The 15,681-nt window shown below is 55.0% G+C and carries 15 protein-coding genes and 1 other RNA gene (1 of these 16 running past the window's edge); 1 reads left to right on the top strand and 15 read right to left on the bottom strand.

Annotation, left to right across the window (positions count from 1 at the left end):
- The 12 genes from recR to rpoE all read right to left on the bottom strand — a co-directional run.
- Positions 1-577 carry the 5' portion of a recombination mediator RecR gene (gene recR / locus AB1S56_RS03330; protein WP_340871366.1) on the bottom strand. Its footprint begins 23 nt before the window's first position, so only the first 577 of its 600 coding nucleotides appear in the window; it begins with the start codon at positions 575-577; the stop codon falls past the left edge of the window.
- A gap of 50 nt (positions 578-627) precedes the next feature.
- Positions 628-939: a YbaB/EbfC family nucleoid-associated protein gene (locus AB1S56_RS03325; RefSeq protein ID WP_340871364.1), complete on the bottom strand. Its 312-nt coding sequence runs from the start codon at positions 937-939 to the stop codon at positions 628-630.
- Positions 940-970: 31 nt separating this feature from the next.
- Entirely contained in the window at positions 971-2,752 is a 1,782-nt protein-coding gene (gene dnaX, locus AB1S56_RS03320; RefSeq protein WP_340871362.1) for a DNA polymerase III subunit gamma/tau, read from the bottom strand.
- A gap of 204 nt (positions 2,753-2,956) precedes the next feature.
- An RNA gene (gene ffs, locus AB1S56_RS03315) (signal recognition particle sRNA large type) lies at positions 2,957-3,224 on the bottom strand.
- A 91-nt stretch (positions 3,225-3,315) separates the two neighbouring features.
- Positions 3,316-3,723 carry a hypothetical protein gene (locus tag AB1S56_RS03310; protein WP_340871360.1) on the bottom strand — a complete coding sequence of 136 codons (408 nt, stop codon included), beginning with the start codon at positions 3,721-3,723 and terminating at the stop codon, positions 3,316-3,318.
- Positions 3,724-3,803: 80 nt separating this feature from the next.
- Positions 3,804-4,001: a 50S ribosomal protein L31 gene (gene rpmE / locus AB1S56_RS03305; RefSeq protein ID WP_340871358.1), complete on the bottom strand. Its 198-nt coding sequence runs from the start codon at positions 3,999-4,001 to the stop codon at positions 3,804-3,806.
- Between the two features lie 101 nt (positions 4,002-4,102).
- A complete protein-coding gene (locus tag AB1S56_RS03300) occupies positions 4,103-5,368 on the bottom strand; it encodes a radical SAM protein (RefSeq protein ID WP_340871356.1) in 1,266 nt (421 codons plus the stop codon).
- 25 nt (positions 5,369-5,393) lie between these two features.
- On the bottom strand, positions 5,394-6,737 hold the full coding sequence (gene rho / locus AB1S56_RS03295) for a transcription termination factor Rho (RefSeq protein ID WP_340871355.1): 1,344 nt from the start codon (positions 6,735-6,737) through the stop codon (positions 5,394-5,396).
- Positions 6,738-6,820: 83 nt separating this feature from the next.
- Entirely contained in the window at positions 6,821-8,077 is a 1,257-nt protein-coding gene (locus tag AB1S56_RS03290) for a UDP-N-acetylglucosamine 1-carboxyvinyltransferase (RefSeq protein ID WP_340871354.1), read from the bottom strand.
- A 306-nt stretch (positions 8,078-8,383) separates the two neighbouring features.
- On the bottom strand, positions 8,384-8,782 hold the full coding sequence (locus tag AB1S56_RS03285; protein WP_340871353.1) for a response regulator: 399 nt from the start codon (positions 8,780-8,782) through the stop codon (positions 8,384-8,386).
- A 133-nt stretch (positions 8,783-8,915) separates the two neighbouring features.
- Entirely contained in the window at positions 8,916-10,520 is a 1,605-nt protein-coding gene (locus AB1S56_RS03280; protein WP_340871352.1) for a CTP synthase, read from the bottom strand.
- A gap of 217 nt (positions 10,521-10,737) precedes the next feature.
- Positions 10,738-11,313: a DNA-directed RNA polymerase subunit delta gene (rpoE, locus tag AB1S56_RS03275; protein WP_340871351.1), complete on the bottom strand. Its 576-nt coding sequence runs from the start codon at positions 11,311-11,313 to the stop codon at positions 10,738-10,740.
- A gap of 360 nt (positions 11,314-11,673) precedes the next feature.
- Between rpoE and AB1S56_RS03270 the strand changes: the two genes are divergently transcribed.
- On the top strand, positions 11,674-12,810 hold the full coding sequence (locus AB1S56_RS03270) for a S8 family peptidase (protein WP_340871349.1): 1,137 nt from the start codon (positions 11,674-11,676) through the stop codon (positions 12,808-12,810).
- A gap of 30 nt (positions 12,811-12,840) precedes the next feature.
- Here AB1S56_RS03270 and argS read toward each other — a convergent pair whose 3' ends face one another.
- The 3 genes from argS to AB1S56_RS03255 form a co-directional block, all read right to left on the bottom strand.
- Positions 12,841-14,526: an arginine--tRNA ligase gene (gene argS / locus AB1S56_RS03265; protein WP_340871348.1), complete on the bottom strand. Its 1,686-nt coding sequence runs from the start codon at positions 14,524-14,526 to the stop codon at positions 12,841-12,843.
- Entirely contained in the window at positions 14,523-14,963 is a 441-nt protein-coding gene (locus tag AB1S56_RS03260; protein ID WP_340871347.1) for a DUF1934 domain-containing protein, read from the bottom strand. The genes argS and AB1S56_RS03260 overlap by 4 nt, the downstream gene beginning before the upstream one ends.
- Positions 14,964-15,039: 76 nt before the next feature.
- Positions 15,040-15,579 carry a DNA-deoxyinosine glycosylase gene (locus tag AB1S56_RS03255; RefSeq protein ID WP_340871346.1) on the bottom strand — a complete coding sequence of 180 codons (540 nt, stop codon included), beginning with the start codon at positions 15,577-15,579 and terminating at the stop codon, positions 15,040-15,042.
- Positions 15,580-15,681 lie beyond the last annotated feature (102 nt).

Genomic DNA, 15,681 nt, shown 5'->3' with positions numbered 1-15,681 from the left:
CCAGAGCCTTGGATAGCGTAACCTCGTCCGCGTATTCCAAGTCTCCCCCGACGGGCAGACCATGAGCAATTCGAGTGACTTTGATGCCGAAGGGCTTCACCAGACGGGACAAATACATAGCCGTCGCCTCGCCCTCGATATTGGGGTTCGTAGCAAGAATCAGCTCCTGTACACTCTCGTCGCTCAGTCTGCGAAGAAGCTCCGCGATGCGAATTTCGTCAGGACCGATGCCTTCCATTGGAGAGATTGCACCCTGCAGCACATGATAATAACCTTCAAACTCCTTGGTCCGCTCCATCGCCACAAGGTCCTTGGACTCCTGAACGACGCAAATGACCGAAGCGTCGCGCGATTTGTCCTGGCATATTTTGCAGGGATCGGTATCCGTAATGTTGCAGCAAACCGAGCAATAAAACAAATTTCGTTTGACGCTAACCAGCGCCTTGGCAAAATCAATGACATCGTCTTCTTTCATGCGCAGCACATGAAATGCGAGCCTGGCCGCGGTTTTGGGACCGATACCAGGCAGGCGCGTAAAAGCGTCGATCAGTTTGGCTATCGGTTCCGGGTAAAACAAAAGAGGAACGCTCCTTTCAAGCTAACAGAAAGCGGGCACGGGCTGGCCTGTTAGAACAAGCCTGGAATTTTCATACCGCCCGTAAATTTGCCCATATCTTGGTTCGCAAGCTCATCTGCCTTGGTTAATGCGTCGTTTACAGCCGTCATCACGAGGTCTTGCAGCATTTCGACGTCATCCGGATCTACCGCTTCCGGCTTGATTACGATATTCAGCAGCTTCTTATGGCCGTTTACCGTAGCAGTTACAACGCCGCCGCCAGCAGTGCCCTCTACGGATTTGGTCTCCAGCTGCTCCTGCGCCTTCAGCATCTGCTCCTGCATCTTCTTCACTTGCTTCATCATTTGGTTCATGTTGTTCATTATTGTTCACCTCAGCTATTATTTTGGGTTGTTACGCTTTATCCCTGACAACAACTAAATCCTCGCCGAACATCTTCACGGCTTCCTCCACCCACTCCGGTCTTTGAGGGGCGACTGGTCCGCTGTCCTCGCCTTCATGCTGCAGCTCGAACACCTCTCCAGGCTCATCGCCAGCACCATCCAGAGCAGCCTGCCATTCCTTCTGCATGACCGTCACTAGACGGAACCTTGAGCCAAGCACTTCAGAGGCGACTCGCTCAATAATATCCCGATGATCCGGCTTTTCGGTGGTCTCCCTATGAATCTCGTTCTTGAACGCGAGCAGCAGATTGCCGCTGTCAACCGCAACAAGCTCCCCATTCTTGAGCCATGCATGCAGGGTGACCTTGGCATCCTTCACCCGATTAAGCACGTCCCCCCACTTGGAGCGCGCTATGCCGGATTCCGGACTTGTGACTGAAGCGACATAAGCATCCAGCTTCACCTTGGCTCTAACCTTGCCGGAACTGCCGCCAAATCCGCTCCGAAGCGCACCGCGTGATTGAGGTCCTGCGCTGCGGCTGTCGGCGGAGCCAGCCTCTGCCGGCAATGAAGCGGACACTCCGTTCTGGAGCACCTGCTCAAGCTTGCGCTCCAACGCTTCTACTTGCATACGAAGCTTAGACACTTCCGCGCTGTCCGTCCCTGATGTGCCAGAGCCGGAGTGTGCGGGCGTCTGCGCGCCATCCTCGCCGATGGAGCAGAGCTTCATTAATGCGACCTCGAACAGCGTCTGAGGCTGCGAGGCATGCTTTAATTCTACTTGGTATTTGTTCAAAATATCAATCATCGCGAACAGTCTGGTTGGAGAATAGGCTTCAGCCATCGCCTGGAACCGTTCGCGATCCACAACTCGCTCCGTTACAGCCCCTCCGCCAGGGGCCAGCTTCAGCACAAGCAGATCGCGGAAGTAGTACATAAGATTCTCCATACACTTGTCCGCTGCTTTGCCTGCCAGCATCAAGCTTTCAACGAGAGGCATCATCGCCGCTACATTGCGGTCGCGCACAGCCTCTGCAAGCTGATAGAACTGATCCGCCGCCATCCCGCCTGTCACGTCGACTGCTGCATCCAGCGTAATACGGCCATCGCCAAATGCGGCTACCTGCTCCAGAAGACTAATTGCGTCCCGCATGCCGCCCTCGGACAAACGAGCGATATAAGCCAGGGCGTCCTCGTCGGCGGCAATGCCCTCTTCCTGGCAAATTTGAAGGAGACGCCCCGTCTGCTCCTCCAAGGAAACCTGACGGAAGTCAAAGCGCTGGCATCGGGATATAATCGTAGCCGGCAGCTTATGCGGCTCCGTCGTCGCTAGAACGAAGATGACATGTCCAGGCGGCTCCTCAAGCGTCTTCAGCAAGGCGTTGAAGGCTTCCGTCGTGAGCATATGCACCTCATCGATGATGTACACCTTGAACCGGACCTCGGAAGGGGCGTATCTGACTTTCTCCCGAATATCCCTAATTTCGTCGATGCCCCGGTTCGAAGCGGCATCTATCTCAATGACGTCCATCATGTGCCCTGCGGTGATGCCTATGCAAGCAGAGCACTCGTTGCAGGGCTCTACCGCCGGCCCCCGCTCGCAATTGACGGCTTTGGCGAGTACCTTGGCCGTCGTGGTCTTGCCCGTCCCTCTCGGTCCGTTGAACAGATAGGCATGCGATACGCGATTTTCCCTTATCGCGTTCTGCAGCGTCTGGATGATATGCTGCTGTCCGACCATATCCTGAAACGTCTGAGGACGCCAGGCACGGTATAAAGCAATATGTGACACGCGACTCTTCCCTTTCAGCTTGCTCCTGAGCAGCAATTGGATTATATTGCACTGCACTATTATACTACACCTCGGCATCAAGCAAAATGCTTTCGTCCGAACAAACAAAAAAGACCTTCGAGCCTGTATGCGAGCCGGGCACCATCAGGCGCGTGGATCACATTCAGCGAATGTCTTCATATTAATTATTGAGGATATGGTGAACCGTGCACCTGCCCTCGATCCATGCAATCCAAGCGGCACTCTTGCTACACAGCTCGAGCCAGGCACTCCTCCGGCACATGAACTAACTTGCTTACGGCTGCTTCCTTCCGGACCTGACCGGGTTCACAAGCGTTCATTGCGGAGGACCCAACTGTCAACACTGCTTGCAAGCGCCAAGCCTCACATCAGCATAACCTCAGACAGGAATTCAACCTCGCTACAGCGGATTGCGAGTTACAGGGCACCGCTACCTCCCCATCTAGCACGGCAAGGACAAGTATATTACATTCAGATACAAAGCGCAAGTGATGGGTGTTTTTACCGAAGGAGTGTCCCACAAGTGAGCTACGTTCCATACCCTAATCCGCAACCTTCACATGCACATCATATCTCGGGAAGTTGGCTTGCAGGAGCGCCTGAGCCTCCGCACGAATGCTGTCTCGTTCCTTATCCGTCGCGTTGTCGCTTACGCGCAGCTTCACATTCAGCACATCGCCGTTGAAGCCAGCCTCCGCTGTCTTCACTCCGCTCATGGGGCGAAGCAATTGATTGATCATGTCCATGTCTCTATGATATAAAGTCCCGCTTCGATTCAACAGGTTCGGATTCGTGTTCGTGTACCCCAGGTACCCATCATTGCCGTATGATTCCACCTTGCCGCCCGCATCTTGGCCACAGCCCGAGAGCAGCGCAGCAGAACCGAGCAGCCCGATCCAGAGCACCCTCCAGATCCGTTTTTTTCTCCGCAAGCCAGTCCTCTGATTCATAAAAAAACCTCCCTTTAACCATAGGATGGCTAAGGGAGGTGCTTGTATTCTGCCAAATAAAGGCCGAATGACTGTATGCATTAAATGCCGTATTTCTTCTTGAAACGGTCGACGCGGCCGCCGGCATCCAGGAACTTCTGCTTACCCGTGAAGAATGGGTGACATGCGGAACAAATCTCAACGCGAAGGCTCGGTTTAATGGAGCCCGTCTCGAATGTATTGCCGCAAGCGCAAGTTGCTGTAACGACGTGGTATGTCGGATGAATACCTTGTTTCATCTCGTTCACCTCTTTCTGCCCTGAATCACATGCGGACCCAGAGTTAAAAATCACACTATCGGATTATAGCACGACTGGGCAGGCTAACGCAATCATCATCATCATCTTGTGACGGCTCTGCGAAATTCGGCGGGCGGAACATGGGTGTATGAACCGATGACGACGTCCGGCAGCTCCTCGCGGAGAATGTCCAGCATTTGCTTCATGCCGTAAATCTCGCCCTGCGCCTTCGGGATGAGCTCCAGATAGCTCTCGGGATCAATATTCAGATTGCGCATCTGAATCAGCTTAAGTCCCGTACGCTTGGCGAAGCCAATCATGGCTTCAATCTCCTCTTCACGATCGGTGACACCCGGGAAGATCAAGTAGTTAATCGACGTATAGACACCCTTGTCCGCTGCATATTTCAGAGAACGCTCCACATTATGCAGCGTATAGCCCCGCGGCTTGTAGTAGGCGTTATAATGCTCGTCGATGGCGCTGATCGTGCTCACGCGCATAAGATCAAGACCCGCATCCACTATGGCGCGCATAAAATCGGTCAGGCCCGCGTTCGTGTTAATGTTAATGTAGCCCAGGGAGGTTTGTTCCCTCACCCGCTTGATCGCTTCGACGATAATCTTCACCTGCGTGGACGGCTCGCCCTCGCAGCCTTGCCCGAAGCTGATGATGGAATCCGGCTCCTTCAGCTGCTCCAGCATAATCTGCACCACTTCGTCCACCGTCGGCTTGAAATTCATCCGTGTCTGCGGCGCGAGGAATCCGCTGTCCTCCGGCTGCTCCGAGATGCAGCCGAAGCAGCCCGCGTTGCAGGAATAGGAGACAGGCACCGCACCCTCCCAGCGGGTCAGGAACGTATTGGATGCCGTCAAGCATTCATAGCCCAGCGCGCAATGGGACAAATGCTTGTACAACCGGTTTTCGGGATATTTCGCCAGCAGCCGCTCAACCTGCACGTTCAACTCCTTGCGGTCGCAGTTCAGCGGATCCCAACGCTCGGGATCATCGCTTTGCTCGGCGGTGACATAGAAGCCCCCATCCTTCCATACGACAGCCGTATAGCCGAACAGCGGCAGCTTCTCCTTCTTGTCCGACTTCGCGTACCCGGGGAGGCAGAGACGGGTATAGCCCTGAGGCAGGAGCGCTCCCACAGCCTGAGCGCCGCCCGGCAGCGCCAGCATCTCTCCGGAGTCGGGGTCCAGTCCGATCGGTCTCGTGAAGGGCAGGCTGACGAGCGTCGCGCCCTCTGGCAGCGGAATAAGCTCGTCCTCCATAATTTCCACAATCATATCCCCACTGCGACCAAGTCCAATATAGTCAGGGTGATCGAACACGTTGCCGTGCTCATCCGCATATACGAGATTCATGATGTTCTCCTTTCCAACGGAACGGCTACGAGCTATGCGTCGTTCTGGCGACTGGCCTGCGGTTCGCCGTGGATGTCTGGCCGCTCTTCACGGCCGGACGCTCCGGTTTGGACGGCGCTTCCGCTGACGTATCCAGGGACATCAGGAACTGCTCGTTATTTTCTGTATTTTTCAGCTTCTTCAGGAAGTTATCCACGAAATCCGGGGTATCGGTCAAGCTCTTGCGAATCGCCCAGATTTTGTCCAGCTCTTCTTTGGTAAGCAGCATTTCCTCACGACGCGTGCCCGATCTCCGCATATCCAGAGCAGGGAAAATACGGCGCTCCGCCAGCTTCCGGTCAAGATGCAGCTCCATGTTGCCCGTACCCTTGAACTCCTCGTATATAATGTCGTCCATACGGGAGCCCGTCTCGATAAGCGCAGTCGCTAGAATCGTCAGGCTGCCGCCCTCCTCCACGTTGCGCGCCGAACCGAAGAAGCGCTTGGGACGATGGAATGCTGCGGGATCGATACCGCCGCTTAACGTTCTGCCGGATGGCGGAATCACTAAGTTGTAGGCGCGCGCAAGACGCGTAATGCTATCCAGCAGAATAACGACGTCCTTCTTATGCTCGACCAGGCGAAGCGCTCTCTCCAGCACAAGCTCCGCTACCTTGATATGATTCTCCGGCAGCTCGTCGAACGTCGAAGCTACGACCTCGCCCTTCACGGAGCGCTGCATATCCGTCACTTCCTCCGGACGCTCGTCAATCAGCAGCACAAAAAGCTCAATTTCGGGATGGTTCTCCGAAATGCTATTTGCAATTTCCTTAAGCAGCAGGGTTTTGCCCGCCTTGGGCGGTGCGACAATGAGTCCCCTCTGACCGAGGCCAACGGGCGCAAGCAAGTCCATCATGCGGGTAGATAGCTTCGACTGCGAGGTTTCAAGCACTAGCTTCTTCTCGGGATAAAGAGGAGTAAGGGCAGGAAAATGGAGTCGTTCGGAAGCTGTATCGGGATTCTCGCCGTTAACGGCGTTTACTTGGAGCAGACCGAAGTAGCGTTCGTTCTCCTTAGGCGGGCGGCACTTGCCGGATACCAGATCGCCGTTCCTAAGATCGAATCTTCGGATCTGAGAGGCCGAGATATAAATATCTTCCTTGCTGGGCAAATAATTAATGGGACGCAGGAAGCCGAAGCCCTCTTGCAAGATGTCGAGCACGCCTTCCATAAACATAAGTCCGCTCTTCTCCGCCTGCGCACGCAATATAGCGAAGATCAGCTCTTTCTTCTTAAGTGTTCCATAATAAGGGACCTGGTACTGCTTCGCAAGCTTGTACAGCTCGGTCAGCTTCATGCCTTCCAAATCCGCAATTTGTAGATCTGACATATTCTCACCACTTTATTCAAATTATGAACAGGACTGATTAATCAGCCTTTCCATTCGGGGATCGATCTAAACGGGGAGGAGGCCTACGCCTCCGTCTCCCGCCACACCTCAGCACCCAGACTCGTTAAATTCTCCACTAAATGATCATACCCACGATCGATATATTCGACACCTGTTATCTCTGTTACTTCATCCGGGACCGTTAAAGCCGCAATAACAAGCGACGCGCCTGCCCTCAGATCGGCAGCCTTCACCTTCGCGGCGTTCAGCTTGCCGCCTTCGATAATGGCGGAGCGGCCCTCTACCCGAATATTGGCGCCCATACGCGTAAGCTCCGGCACATGCTTGAAGCGCGTGCCATATACATAATCAGACAGGATGCTGACGCCCTTGGCTTGTGTAAGCAGGGTGGTCATCGGTGACTGCAGATCCGTCGCAAAGCCTGGATAAACCAGCGCTTTCACATCCACCGCCGTATATTCGGGCGCGCCGATAATCCGGATCGCCTCGTCCATCTCCTCGACGATGACGCCCATCTCCTCCAGCTTCGCGGTCAACGCCTCCAGGTGCTTCGGGATGACATTGTCAATCAGCACATCGCCGCGTGTAGCGGCGGCCATAATCATATAAGTACCAGCCTGAATTCGATCAGGAATAATGGAATGACGACAGCCATGCAGCCTTGGAACCCCTTCGATTCGAATCGTCTCGGTTCCAGCGCCCTTGATCGTGGCGCCCATGGCGTTGAGGAGAGTAGCTACATCTATAATTTCAGGCTCTTTTGCCGCGTTTTCGATAATCGTGGAGCCTTTGGCCCGGGAGGCCGCCAGCATAATATTAATCGTTGCCCCTACACTTGCCACATCCAGATAAATCTTTGCTCCGCGCAATTCCTTAGCTTGAATATGAATAGAACCATGTTCATTCGTAACCGTTGCACCTAACGCTTCAAAGCCTTTGATATGCTGGTCTATTGGCCTCGGCTCGAAGTTGCAGCCGCCCGGCATGCCGATTGTCGCTTCCCCGAAGCGTCCCAGCATCGCGCCCATCATATAATAGGAAGCTCGCAGCAGCTTCACCTTGCCGTTGGGCATAGGCTTCGAGATCAGCTCCGAAGGATCGATGCGCATCGTATCGCCTTCTCGCTTGACTACGGCTCCAAGCTCCTGCAAAATCTCGCTGTACACCGCCACATCGCTAATTAGCGGCAAATTGTCTAGCACAACCTCGGATTCTGCCAGAATAGAAGCCGGCACGAGCGCAACCGCGCTGTTCTTGGCGCCGCTGATCTGGACCGTTCCGCGAAGCGGTCGTCCGCCCCGGATCATTAATTTCTCCATGAATTGTTTAATCCTCCCGTGAGCCCAGAAGGGAACAAAGTAAAAACCGCTTAAGCGAACTAGCCTCCGCGTACACATGGTGCCCGCTAGTCCGCCAGGCGGCTTGTCTCAATTGTTCCGTTGCTAATGCTTAATTATTGCTTCCGAACAAGCGGATCGTTGCATAAGAGTAGCCATTGTTCTGAGCTATTATATCATAATGAGCCCGCAAATAGTAAAGCTAGTTTTCAGCACGGCGGCGCACAACCAAAACAGGCATCACGGCTGCTGAGAGCCGCGATGCCTTGGATTTCCATTCGGTATGAATTACGAGCCCACCGCGAAGCGGCCGGGACTGGTGCCGCCCTGAAGCTGCTTATTCACTTCCATGCGCATCTCGTCGATGTCGAACGGCTTCGTGAAATGCATCAGCGCGCCATGATCCGTTGCTTCCTTGATCATGTCCAGCTCTCCGTAGGCCGTCATCATAATCACCTTAATCGAAGAATCAATCGCTTTGATATGCTTCAAAATTTCGAGTCCGTCCATGCCCGGTATCTTCATATCAAGCAACACCAGGTCCGGAGACTCCCTCTTCACAATTTCCAGGGCAATCTTGCCGTTAGCAGCCTGAAATGTGTTATAGCCTTCGCTGCTGAATACTTCTAGAAGCAATACGCGGATTCCATTCTGATCATCTACGATTAATACCTTCTTCTTATCCAACCTTTATCACTCCCCGAGACTAAACATCATTTTTTTATATATTCGTTAGTCTCCAGCGATTTCCTCCTGCTTCCATACAAAAAAGTTATTGGATGAGAGGATACGTGACACTTGTCGGTGGTGCGAAGTCGAATTAACGCTCAGAATAAGCCAGCGCCGCGTGTACAAAGCCCTGGAACAGCGGCTGTGGACGATTCGGTCTGGAGGTGAACTCCGGATGGAATTGCACCGCGAGGAACCAAGGATGGCTTGCCAGCTCCACCATCTCTACAAGACGGCCATCCGGCGAGGTTCCGGAAATGCGCAGGCCTGCAGATTCAATCGCTTCTCTATATTCATTGTTGAACTCGTACCGGTGACGGTGGCGCTCATACACCAGCTCATCCCCGTATTCACGAGCCGCAACCGTTTCCGGCACGATCTTGCAAGGGTACAAGCCCAGACGCATCGTACCGCCCAGATCCTCGATATCCTTCTGATCCGGAAGCAGGTCGATAACAGGATACGGCGTAGAGGAATTGATCTCCGAGCTGTTGGCGCCGGCCAGACCCACCACGTTGCGTGCAAATTCAATAACAGCTACCTGCATCCCTAAGCAAATGCCGAAGAACGGCACATTGCTCTCGCGAGCGTAACGAATCGCGCTGATCTTGCCTTCGATGCCGCGATCGCCGAAGCCGCCCGGCACCAGAATGCCGTGAACGCCCTGCAGCTCGTCCCCTACATTGGCATCTGTCAGCATCTCGGCGTCAACCCAGCGGAGCTTGATCTCGGAATCAAGCGCGATGCCTGCGTGTCCAAGCGATTCCACGATGCTGAGGTAAGCATCATGCAGCGCCACATATTTGCCGACGATGGCAATTTCCGTTGTCTTGTGCAGCGATTTGACGCGCTTCACAAGGCTTTCCCACTCCGCCATATCCGGCTGATCCGTTGTCAGCTTCAGATGGCTGACAACAATCTCGTCGAGCCCCTGCTCTCTCAGCATCAGCGGAACCTCATACAGAGTAGAAGCGTCGCGGCACTCGATAACCGCGTTCGCGTCGATATCGCAGAACAGTCCGATCTTGCGCTTCATGTCCTCGGCCAGCGGATACTCCGTCCGGCATACGATAACATTGGGCTGAATGCCGATGCTGCGAAGCTCCTTCACGCTATGCTGAGTCGGCTTCGTCTTCACCTCGCCGGCTGCCTTGATATAAGGAATCAGCGTAACATGAATGTACATGACGTTGTCGCGGCCAATATCGCTTTTGATCTGACGGATCGCCTCAAGGAAAGGCAAGCTTTCGATATCGCCTACCGTGCCGCCGATTTCCGTAATGACAACATCAGAGCCGTGCTCGCGTCCCGCGCGGAATACACGGTCCTTGATTTCGTTCGTGATATGAGGGATGACCTGCACCGTACCGCCCAAATAATCGCCGCGGCGTTCCTTGGTAATGACGTTGGAGTAGATTTTGCCCGTGGTGACATTGCTGTTCTTGGACAGGTTGATGTCAATGAAGCGCTCGTAGTGGCCCAGGTCCAGATCCGTCTCCGCTCCGTCGTCCGTTACGAATACTTCCCCATGCTGATAAGGGCTCATCGTGCCTGGGTCGACGTTAATGTAGGGATCGAACTTCTGAATCGTTACCTTCAGTCCTCTGTTCTTCAGCAATCTGCCTAGCGAAGCCGCCGTAATCCCTTTGCCCAAGGATGATACTACGCCGCCGGTTACAAAGATATATTTGGTCACTGTGATGATACCCTCCATGCTCCTATGTGTATTTAACATTACCTAAGCCTGCTAAAATTACCCTCATCAAACAAAAAAAGTGACACCCGTAGCTACGGGGGCACTTTTCTCATCTGCATATAAAATGCGTTTATTTGTTAACCGATTCTTAAGCCCATGCAATAGTTTACTCCGGGCTCATAGGACATGTCAAGCGAAACTAGCTTCATTCTGCGGACTAACGATCGTCTTCCTCTTCGTCGTCGAATGAATCCTCTTCCTCGTCCTCTTCGGAGTCGGAATCCAGATCCTCATCGTCAACTTCCTCGTCGATCTCTTCGTCCTCCATCTCCACGTCTTCGTCGACCTCGGCATCCTCTTCCGCATCCTCGAAGTCCTCGTGGTCTTCATCGTATGCGTCGAAATCCTCATCGTCTGACGCGTAGCTGTCATCTTCCTCATCCGAGAACAGATCGTCATCCTCAAGATCGTCATCGTCATTGATGATGCGCGTACGCTTCGCGTTGCCGACAGGATCCTCGGAGCGCTCAACCGGATACCAGCGCTTCAGTCCCCACATGTTGCTGCCGACACAGGCGAACCGGCCGTCGATATTGATCTCGGTGTACACCTGCGCGATGAATTGCTTAATGCCGTCCTCGGACAGACCGCGTATCTTAGCGATCTCCATCATGAGATCACGGTAGTAGTAAGGCGTATTGGCCGCTTTCAGAACCTCGAACGCCAAGTCGACCATAGGCATTTCCTTCACGCGCTCGGGATCCAGCTTCAGTACGTAATTGCTGCCGCTCATATGGACACATCCTCTCTTGCCTTAAAAATATGTACGCATTCCTTAGTTCATTATGCAAGCTAGTCACAGTATAGTAAAACCTATTTCATTCAAAAAATCAAGCTCGCGTCCAGATGGGACGCAGATGGCAAAAAGCGGAGGGGAGGCCCCTCCGCTTTGACTGTATCCATCCGACCCGCCGCAAGCGGCTCGATCGGAAATGCAAGAGCATGGTTAGCTCTTCCTCTATCTTATGTGTGTCCGCGGAATTTGCCACGGCTCGAAGCCTATTTCTTATAAAAAAGGCAGGTTGCTCATGCGGCTTCCTGCTCCCCTTCATAAAATGATGAAGCATCGTCCTTCGGGAGGGGAAGCCTAAAAGTGGATACCGCCGCATTAATTCGATGGTTACAGCAAGCGATGTCAAGAAACGACGTTTCCAGGGACAAAAGAATTATCCGATTCCAGAACAGCGGCGACTATCGCCGCTTCCTTCAGAAGCTGAAGCTAGCCTCCTCCAAAGCCTCCGTCCTGAAGTCCATCAGGCCCCTGCCGATTATTCAAGGCGTTGCCTGCATGCTGGGGTCCGACGTAAGGCTGCCGGACGGGTTGTCAGGGCGCACCTGGATGGAGAAGGACTGTAGAATCAGCGTCAGCCCTTCCAGCCACAAATCACCCGCCATCGACAACGGTATTCCTTGGGGCGTACAGCAGATTAAAGCGCCTCATGTATGGAGCATCACAACGGGCCACCGGGTCAAGGTTGGCGTCATCGACACTGGTGTCGACTTCGGCCACCCCGATCTCCGCCATTCTCTGGTCCGCGGCATCAACCTGCTCAATCGGAGCAAAATGCCTTACGACGACAACGGACACGGCACGCATATCGCCGGCACCATCGCCGCCGCCAATCAGATGCAGGGCATGATCGGCGTGGCGCCCAGAGCGCTGATCGCTCCCGTCAAGGCCTTCGACCACAACGGCAGCGCGTTCGTCTCCGATATTATTCTCGGCATCGAATGGTGCGTAAGGAACGGCATCGACGTCATTAATATGAGCTTTGGCATGAAAACAAGAAGCAAGGCGCTGCTCGGCGCCGTTACGAACGCCTACAACTCCGGCGTCATCATTGTCGCTTCGTCCGGCAATGACGGCAAGCTGCGCTCCGTCGATTATCCTGCTCGTTATCCGCAGACAATCTCCGTCGGCGCAACCAACAGGCTGCGGCGCGTTGCCCCGTTCAGCAACCGCGGCGCCTATATCGACGTCTACGCGCCCGGCGACAAGATCATGTCTGCCTGGCTGCGCGGCAACTACAACGAGATGAGCGGCACCTCTATGGCCACCTCGCACGTGAGCGGCGCGATTGCGCTTCTGCTCTCCCTCAAGCCGGGTCTGTCGCCCGGCGATATCAAAGCGATCATGAAACGTTCCATGCAGCCGCTTCGCAACAGCAAGACCCGCCGCGTCGGGGAGCTGGATGTGCTGCGCATGCTTCAAGCCGCCGAGCGATTATAGCTCCGCGGCTTGTTGGCCTGCTGATGTTGATTACATACGCTCCGGCGCCGATACGCCGATCAGGCGAAGCACGTTCGCGATGGCGACGCGTACGGCTCCCAACAGCGCGAGCCTTGCCGTGGTCTGCTCCGTATCTTCCGTAATGACGCGCTCCGCGCGGTAGTAGCTGTGCAGCTCGGCCGCAAGCTCATATACATAGCGGATGAGGCGATGCGGCGCGTATTGCGCGGCGGCCTCCGCTATCTCCTGCGGCAGCTCGCCAACCTTGCGGATCAGATCGTATTCCGCCTCCGTGTTCAGCTTGCCCAGCGGCACAGAGCCGAAGTCCGGTATTGCGATCCCCTGCTCCTCCGCCTGTCTGTAGATGCTGCAGATGCGGGCATGGGCATATTGCACATAGAACACCGGATTTTCGTTGGACGTCGAGATCGCCAGATCCATGTCGAAGTCGAGATGCGAATCCATGCTTCTCATGGAGAAGAAATAGCGGATCGCGTCGACGCCGACCTCGTCCATCAGGTCCTCCATCGTCACCGCTTTGCCCGTACGCTTGGACATCTTCATCTTCTCGCCGTTCTGGTACAGGCTGACCATCTGGGCGATCAGCACTGTCAGCTTCTCGTGATCGTTGCCAAGTGCCGCCATTGCCGCCTTCACGCGCGGAATGTAGCCATGGTGATCGGCGCCCCAGATGTTGATCATCCGGTCGAAGCCCCTGGCGTATTTGTCCCGATGGTACGCAATGTCCGGGGTCAGATAGGTGTACGAGCCGTCATTCTTCACCAGGACGCGGTTCTTGTCGTCGCCGAACGGAACGGTCGACAGCCATGTTGCGCCCTCTTCCTCATACACATGGCCGGAAGCCTTCAGCGCCTCCAGCCCTTGCTCGACCTGTCCGCTCTCGTAGAGAGACGTCTCGCTGTACCAGACGTCGAAGCCCACGCGGAACCGGCCCAGGTCGCGCTTGATCTTCTCCAGCTCCTTCTCCAGTCCGAAGCTGCGGAAATACGAGAACCGTTCTTCGTGGGACAGGCTGAGCAGCTTGTCGCCCTGCTCCTCCGCAAGCCCCTTGGCAAAATTGATAATATCCTCGCCGTAGTAGCCGTCCTCCGGCATCTCGGCTTCCTGGCCAAGTGCCTGGCGGTAGCGCGCCTCCAGAGACAAGGCCAGGTTCTCGACCTGCTTGCCGGCGTCGTTAATATAATATTCGCGAGTCACCTCATAACCCGCAAAGTCCAGTACATTGCAGAGAGAATCGCCTACAGCCGCTCCCCGCGCATGGCCCAGATGCAGGCTGCCTGTCGGGTTGGCGCTGACGAACTCCACTTGCACACGCTTGCCTTCGCCGGCGCCCACTCGCCCATAATCGTCACCGGCCTCCAGCGCTTGAGTAACGATGGGATACAGATAGCTCTTGTCCAGCCGGAAATTGATAAAGCCCGGGCCCGCGATGTCCGCGGATTGGATAGAAGCTCCCGCCTTATCCAGGTTGGCGATGATCGCCTCCGCAATCTGGCGCGGATTCTTCTTCGCCAGCTTCGTCAGCTGCATGGCCGCGTTCGTCGCGAGATCGCCATGGGACTTGTCCTTCGGCACCTCCAGCGCGAACGCCGGCAGCTCCTCTCTCGCCGCCAAACCCGCAGCTACGGCCGCGTCCGCGATCGCCGCTTTCACTTGCTCATACAGCTTGTCCAATACATTGCCATTCACGCTCATAATTGATGATCCTCCTGTATATGGAGGCGGATATGGAACCGCCCCGACATTTGCTCGCTTACGTACAGCTCATACCGCCATTCCAGTGTGAAGGGCGGTCTCGACGGCAGCACTGCCCCGCTATCGCCCGGCGCCTTGGCTTGGAGCGTCAGCGATCTGGTTCGCGTCTCCAGCTCGAAGGTCGTCAGCGCAGAGCGGTAGGTGCCTTGTCGGGCCTGCCCGGGGATGAAATGCTGCTCCGACTGTACGCCGCCGCTCCGCTTGATATAGAGCTCTCCCGGCGAATACCGGACAAGCGCCCTCGTCTCCTCGCTCTCCGCATACCGGATATACAGCGATCGCTCCTTGCGGAACCACTCGCCTTGATGCTTATGGGTCGACTTCTCTCCGTTCGCCTTGCTCTCAATGATAATGATTGCCTTGCCGCTGTCGTTCATTGCTCCGCTCCCGCATATCTTTCATACATATGTTACTACTATATACAGGAAACCGCGCAATTTCAACGACTCGCTCTCATTCCCCTTTGGCGTACGGCACCAGCTGCCGCCAGACAGCCAGCCGATCCTCCAGGCTGCGCATATTCCTAGTGGGAATTGGACTTGTGGACGGCATGCGCAGCAAGGCGATGCCCTCCAGGCTGGCGTGGTTGCCGAAAGCTCTGCGGAACGTGTCGCAGGCCTTGCTTCCATTAAACGCGATGCATCGAATGCCAGGGTATTCCGACAGCAAGCCAGGAATATCGTTCGGCACCTCTCCCTTAATGTTCACGTCAAGACTGCCTTCCCTCTCACAGGAAGCGATGACATCCCATAACGCCAGCCGATGCTCCCGAGCGAATCGAATGCGCTGCTCATAGTCCGGATCCGGCGGCGGATACCCCTCCTGCCCTGGCACTGGGTGCTGGAACAAACCGTAGATCACTCGCCAAAAATAATTATGTGGATGGCCATAGAACTGCCCATGCTGGAGCGACTTCACGCTGGGCGCCGTGCCTGCGATCAGTACACGTGAACGCTCATCGACAATAGGCGGGAAGGAATAAATGCGCGACATCGCGTCGCCCCCTTTCGTCCCCCCATTATAGCCCATCGGCAATCCCGCTTGCGAGCGGCGTCACGCATAAGCAAACAGAGACATGCCGCTCGCATGTCTCTA

This window comes from Paenibacillus sp. PL2-23 (genome assembly GCF_040834005.1).
GTDB lineage: Bacteria > Bacillota > Bacilli > Paenibacillales > Paenibacillaceae > Pristimantibacillus.
This window is presented reverse-complemented; position numbering and strand designations above follow the sequence as displayed.

Coding starts and splice junctions, on each gene's coding strand:
- AB1S56_RS03325 (WP_340871364.1), bottom strand. CDS start 939: ATGAACAACATGAACCAAATGATGAAGCAAGTGAAGAAGATGCAGGAG.
- AB1S56_RS03310 (WP_340871360.1), bottom strand. CDS start 3,723: ATGAATCAGAGGACTGGCTTGCGGAGAAAAAAACGGATCTGGAGGGTG.
- rpmE (WP_340871358.1), bottom strand. CDS start 4,001: ATGAAACAAGGTATTCATCCGACATACCACGTCGTTACAGCAACTTGC.
- AB1S56_RS03300 (WP_340871356.1), bottom strand. CDS start 5,368: ATGAATCTCGTATATGCGGATGAGCACGGCAACGTGTTCGATCACCCT.
- rho (WP_340871355.1), bottom strand. CDS start 6,737: ATGTCAGATCTACAAATTGCGGATTTGGAAGGCATGAAGCTGACCGAG.
- AB1S56_RS03290 (WP_340871354.1), bottom strand. CDS start 8,077: ATGGAGAAATTAATGATCCGGGGCGGACGACCGCTTCGCGGAACGGTC.
- rpoE (WP_340871351.1), bottom strand. CDS start 11,313: ATGAGCGGCAGCAATTACGTACTGAAGCTGGATCCCGAGCGCGTGAAG.
- argS (WP_340871348.1), bottom strand. CDS start 14,526: ATGAGCGTGAATGGCAATGTATTGGACAAGCTGTATGAGCAAGTGAAA.
- AB1S56_RS03260 (WP_340871347.1), bottom strand. CDS start 14,963: ATGAACGACAGCGGCAAGGCAATCATTATCATTGAGAGCAAGGCGAAC.
- AB1S56_RS03255 (WP_340871346.1), bottom strand. CDS start 15,579: ATGTCGCGCATTTATTCCTTCCCGCCTATTGTCGATGAGCGTTCACGT.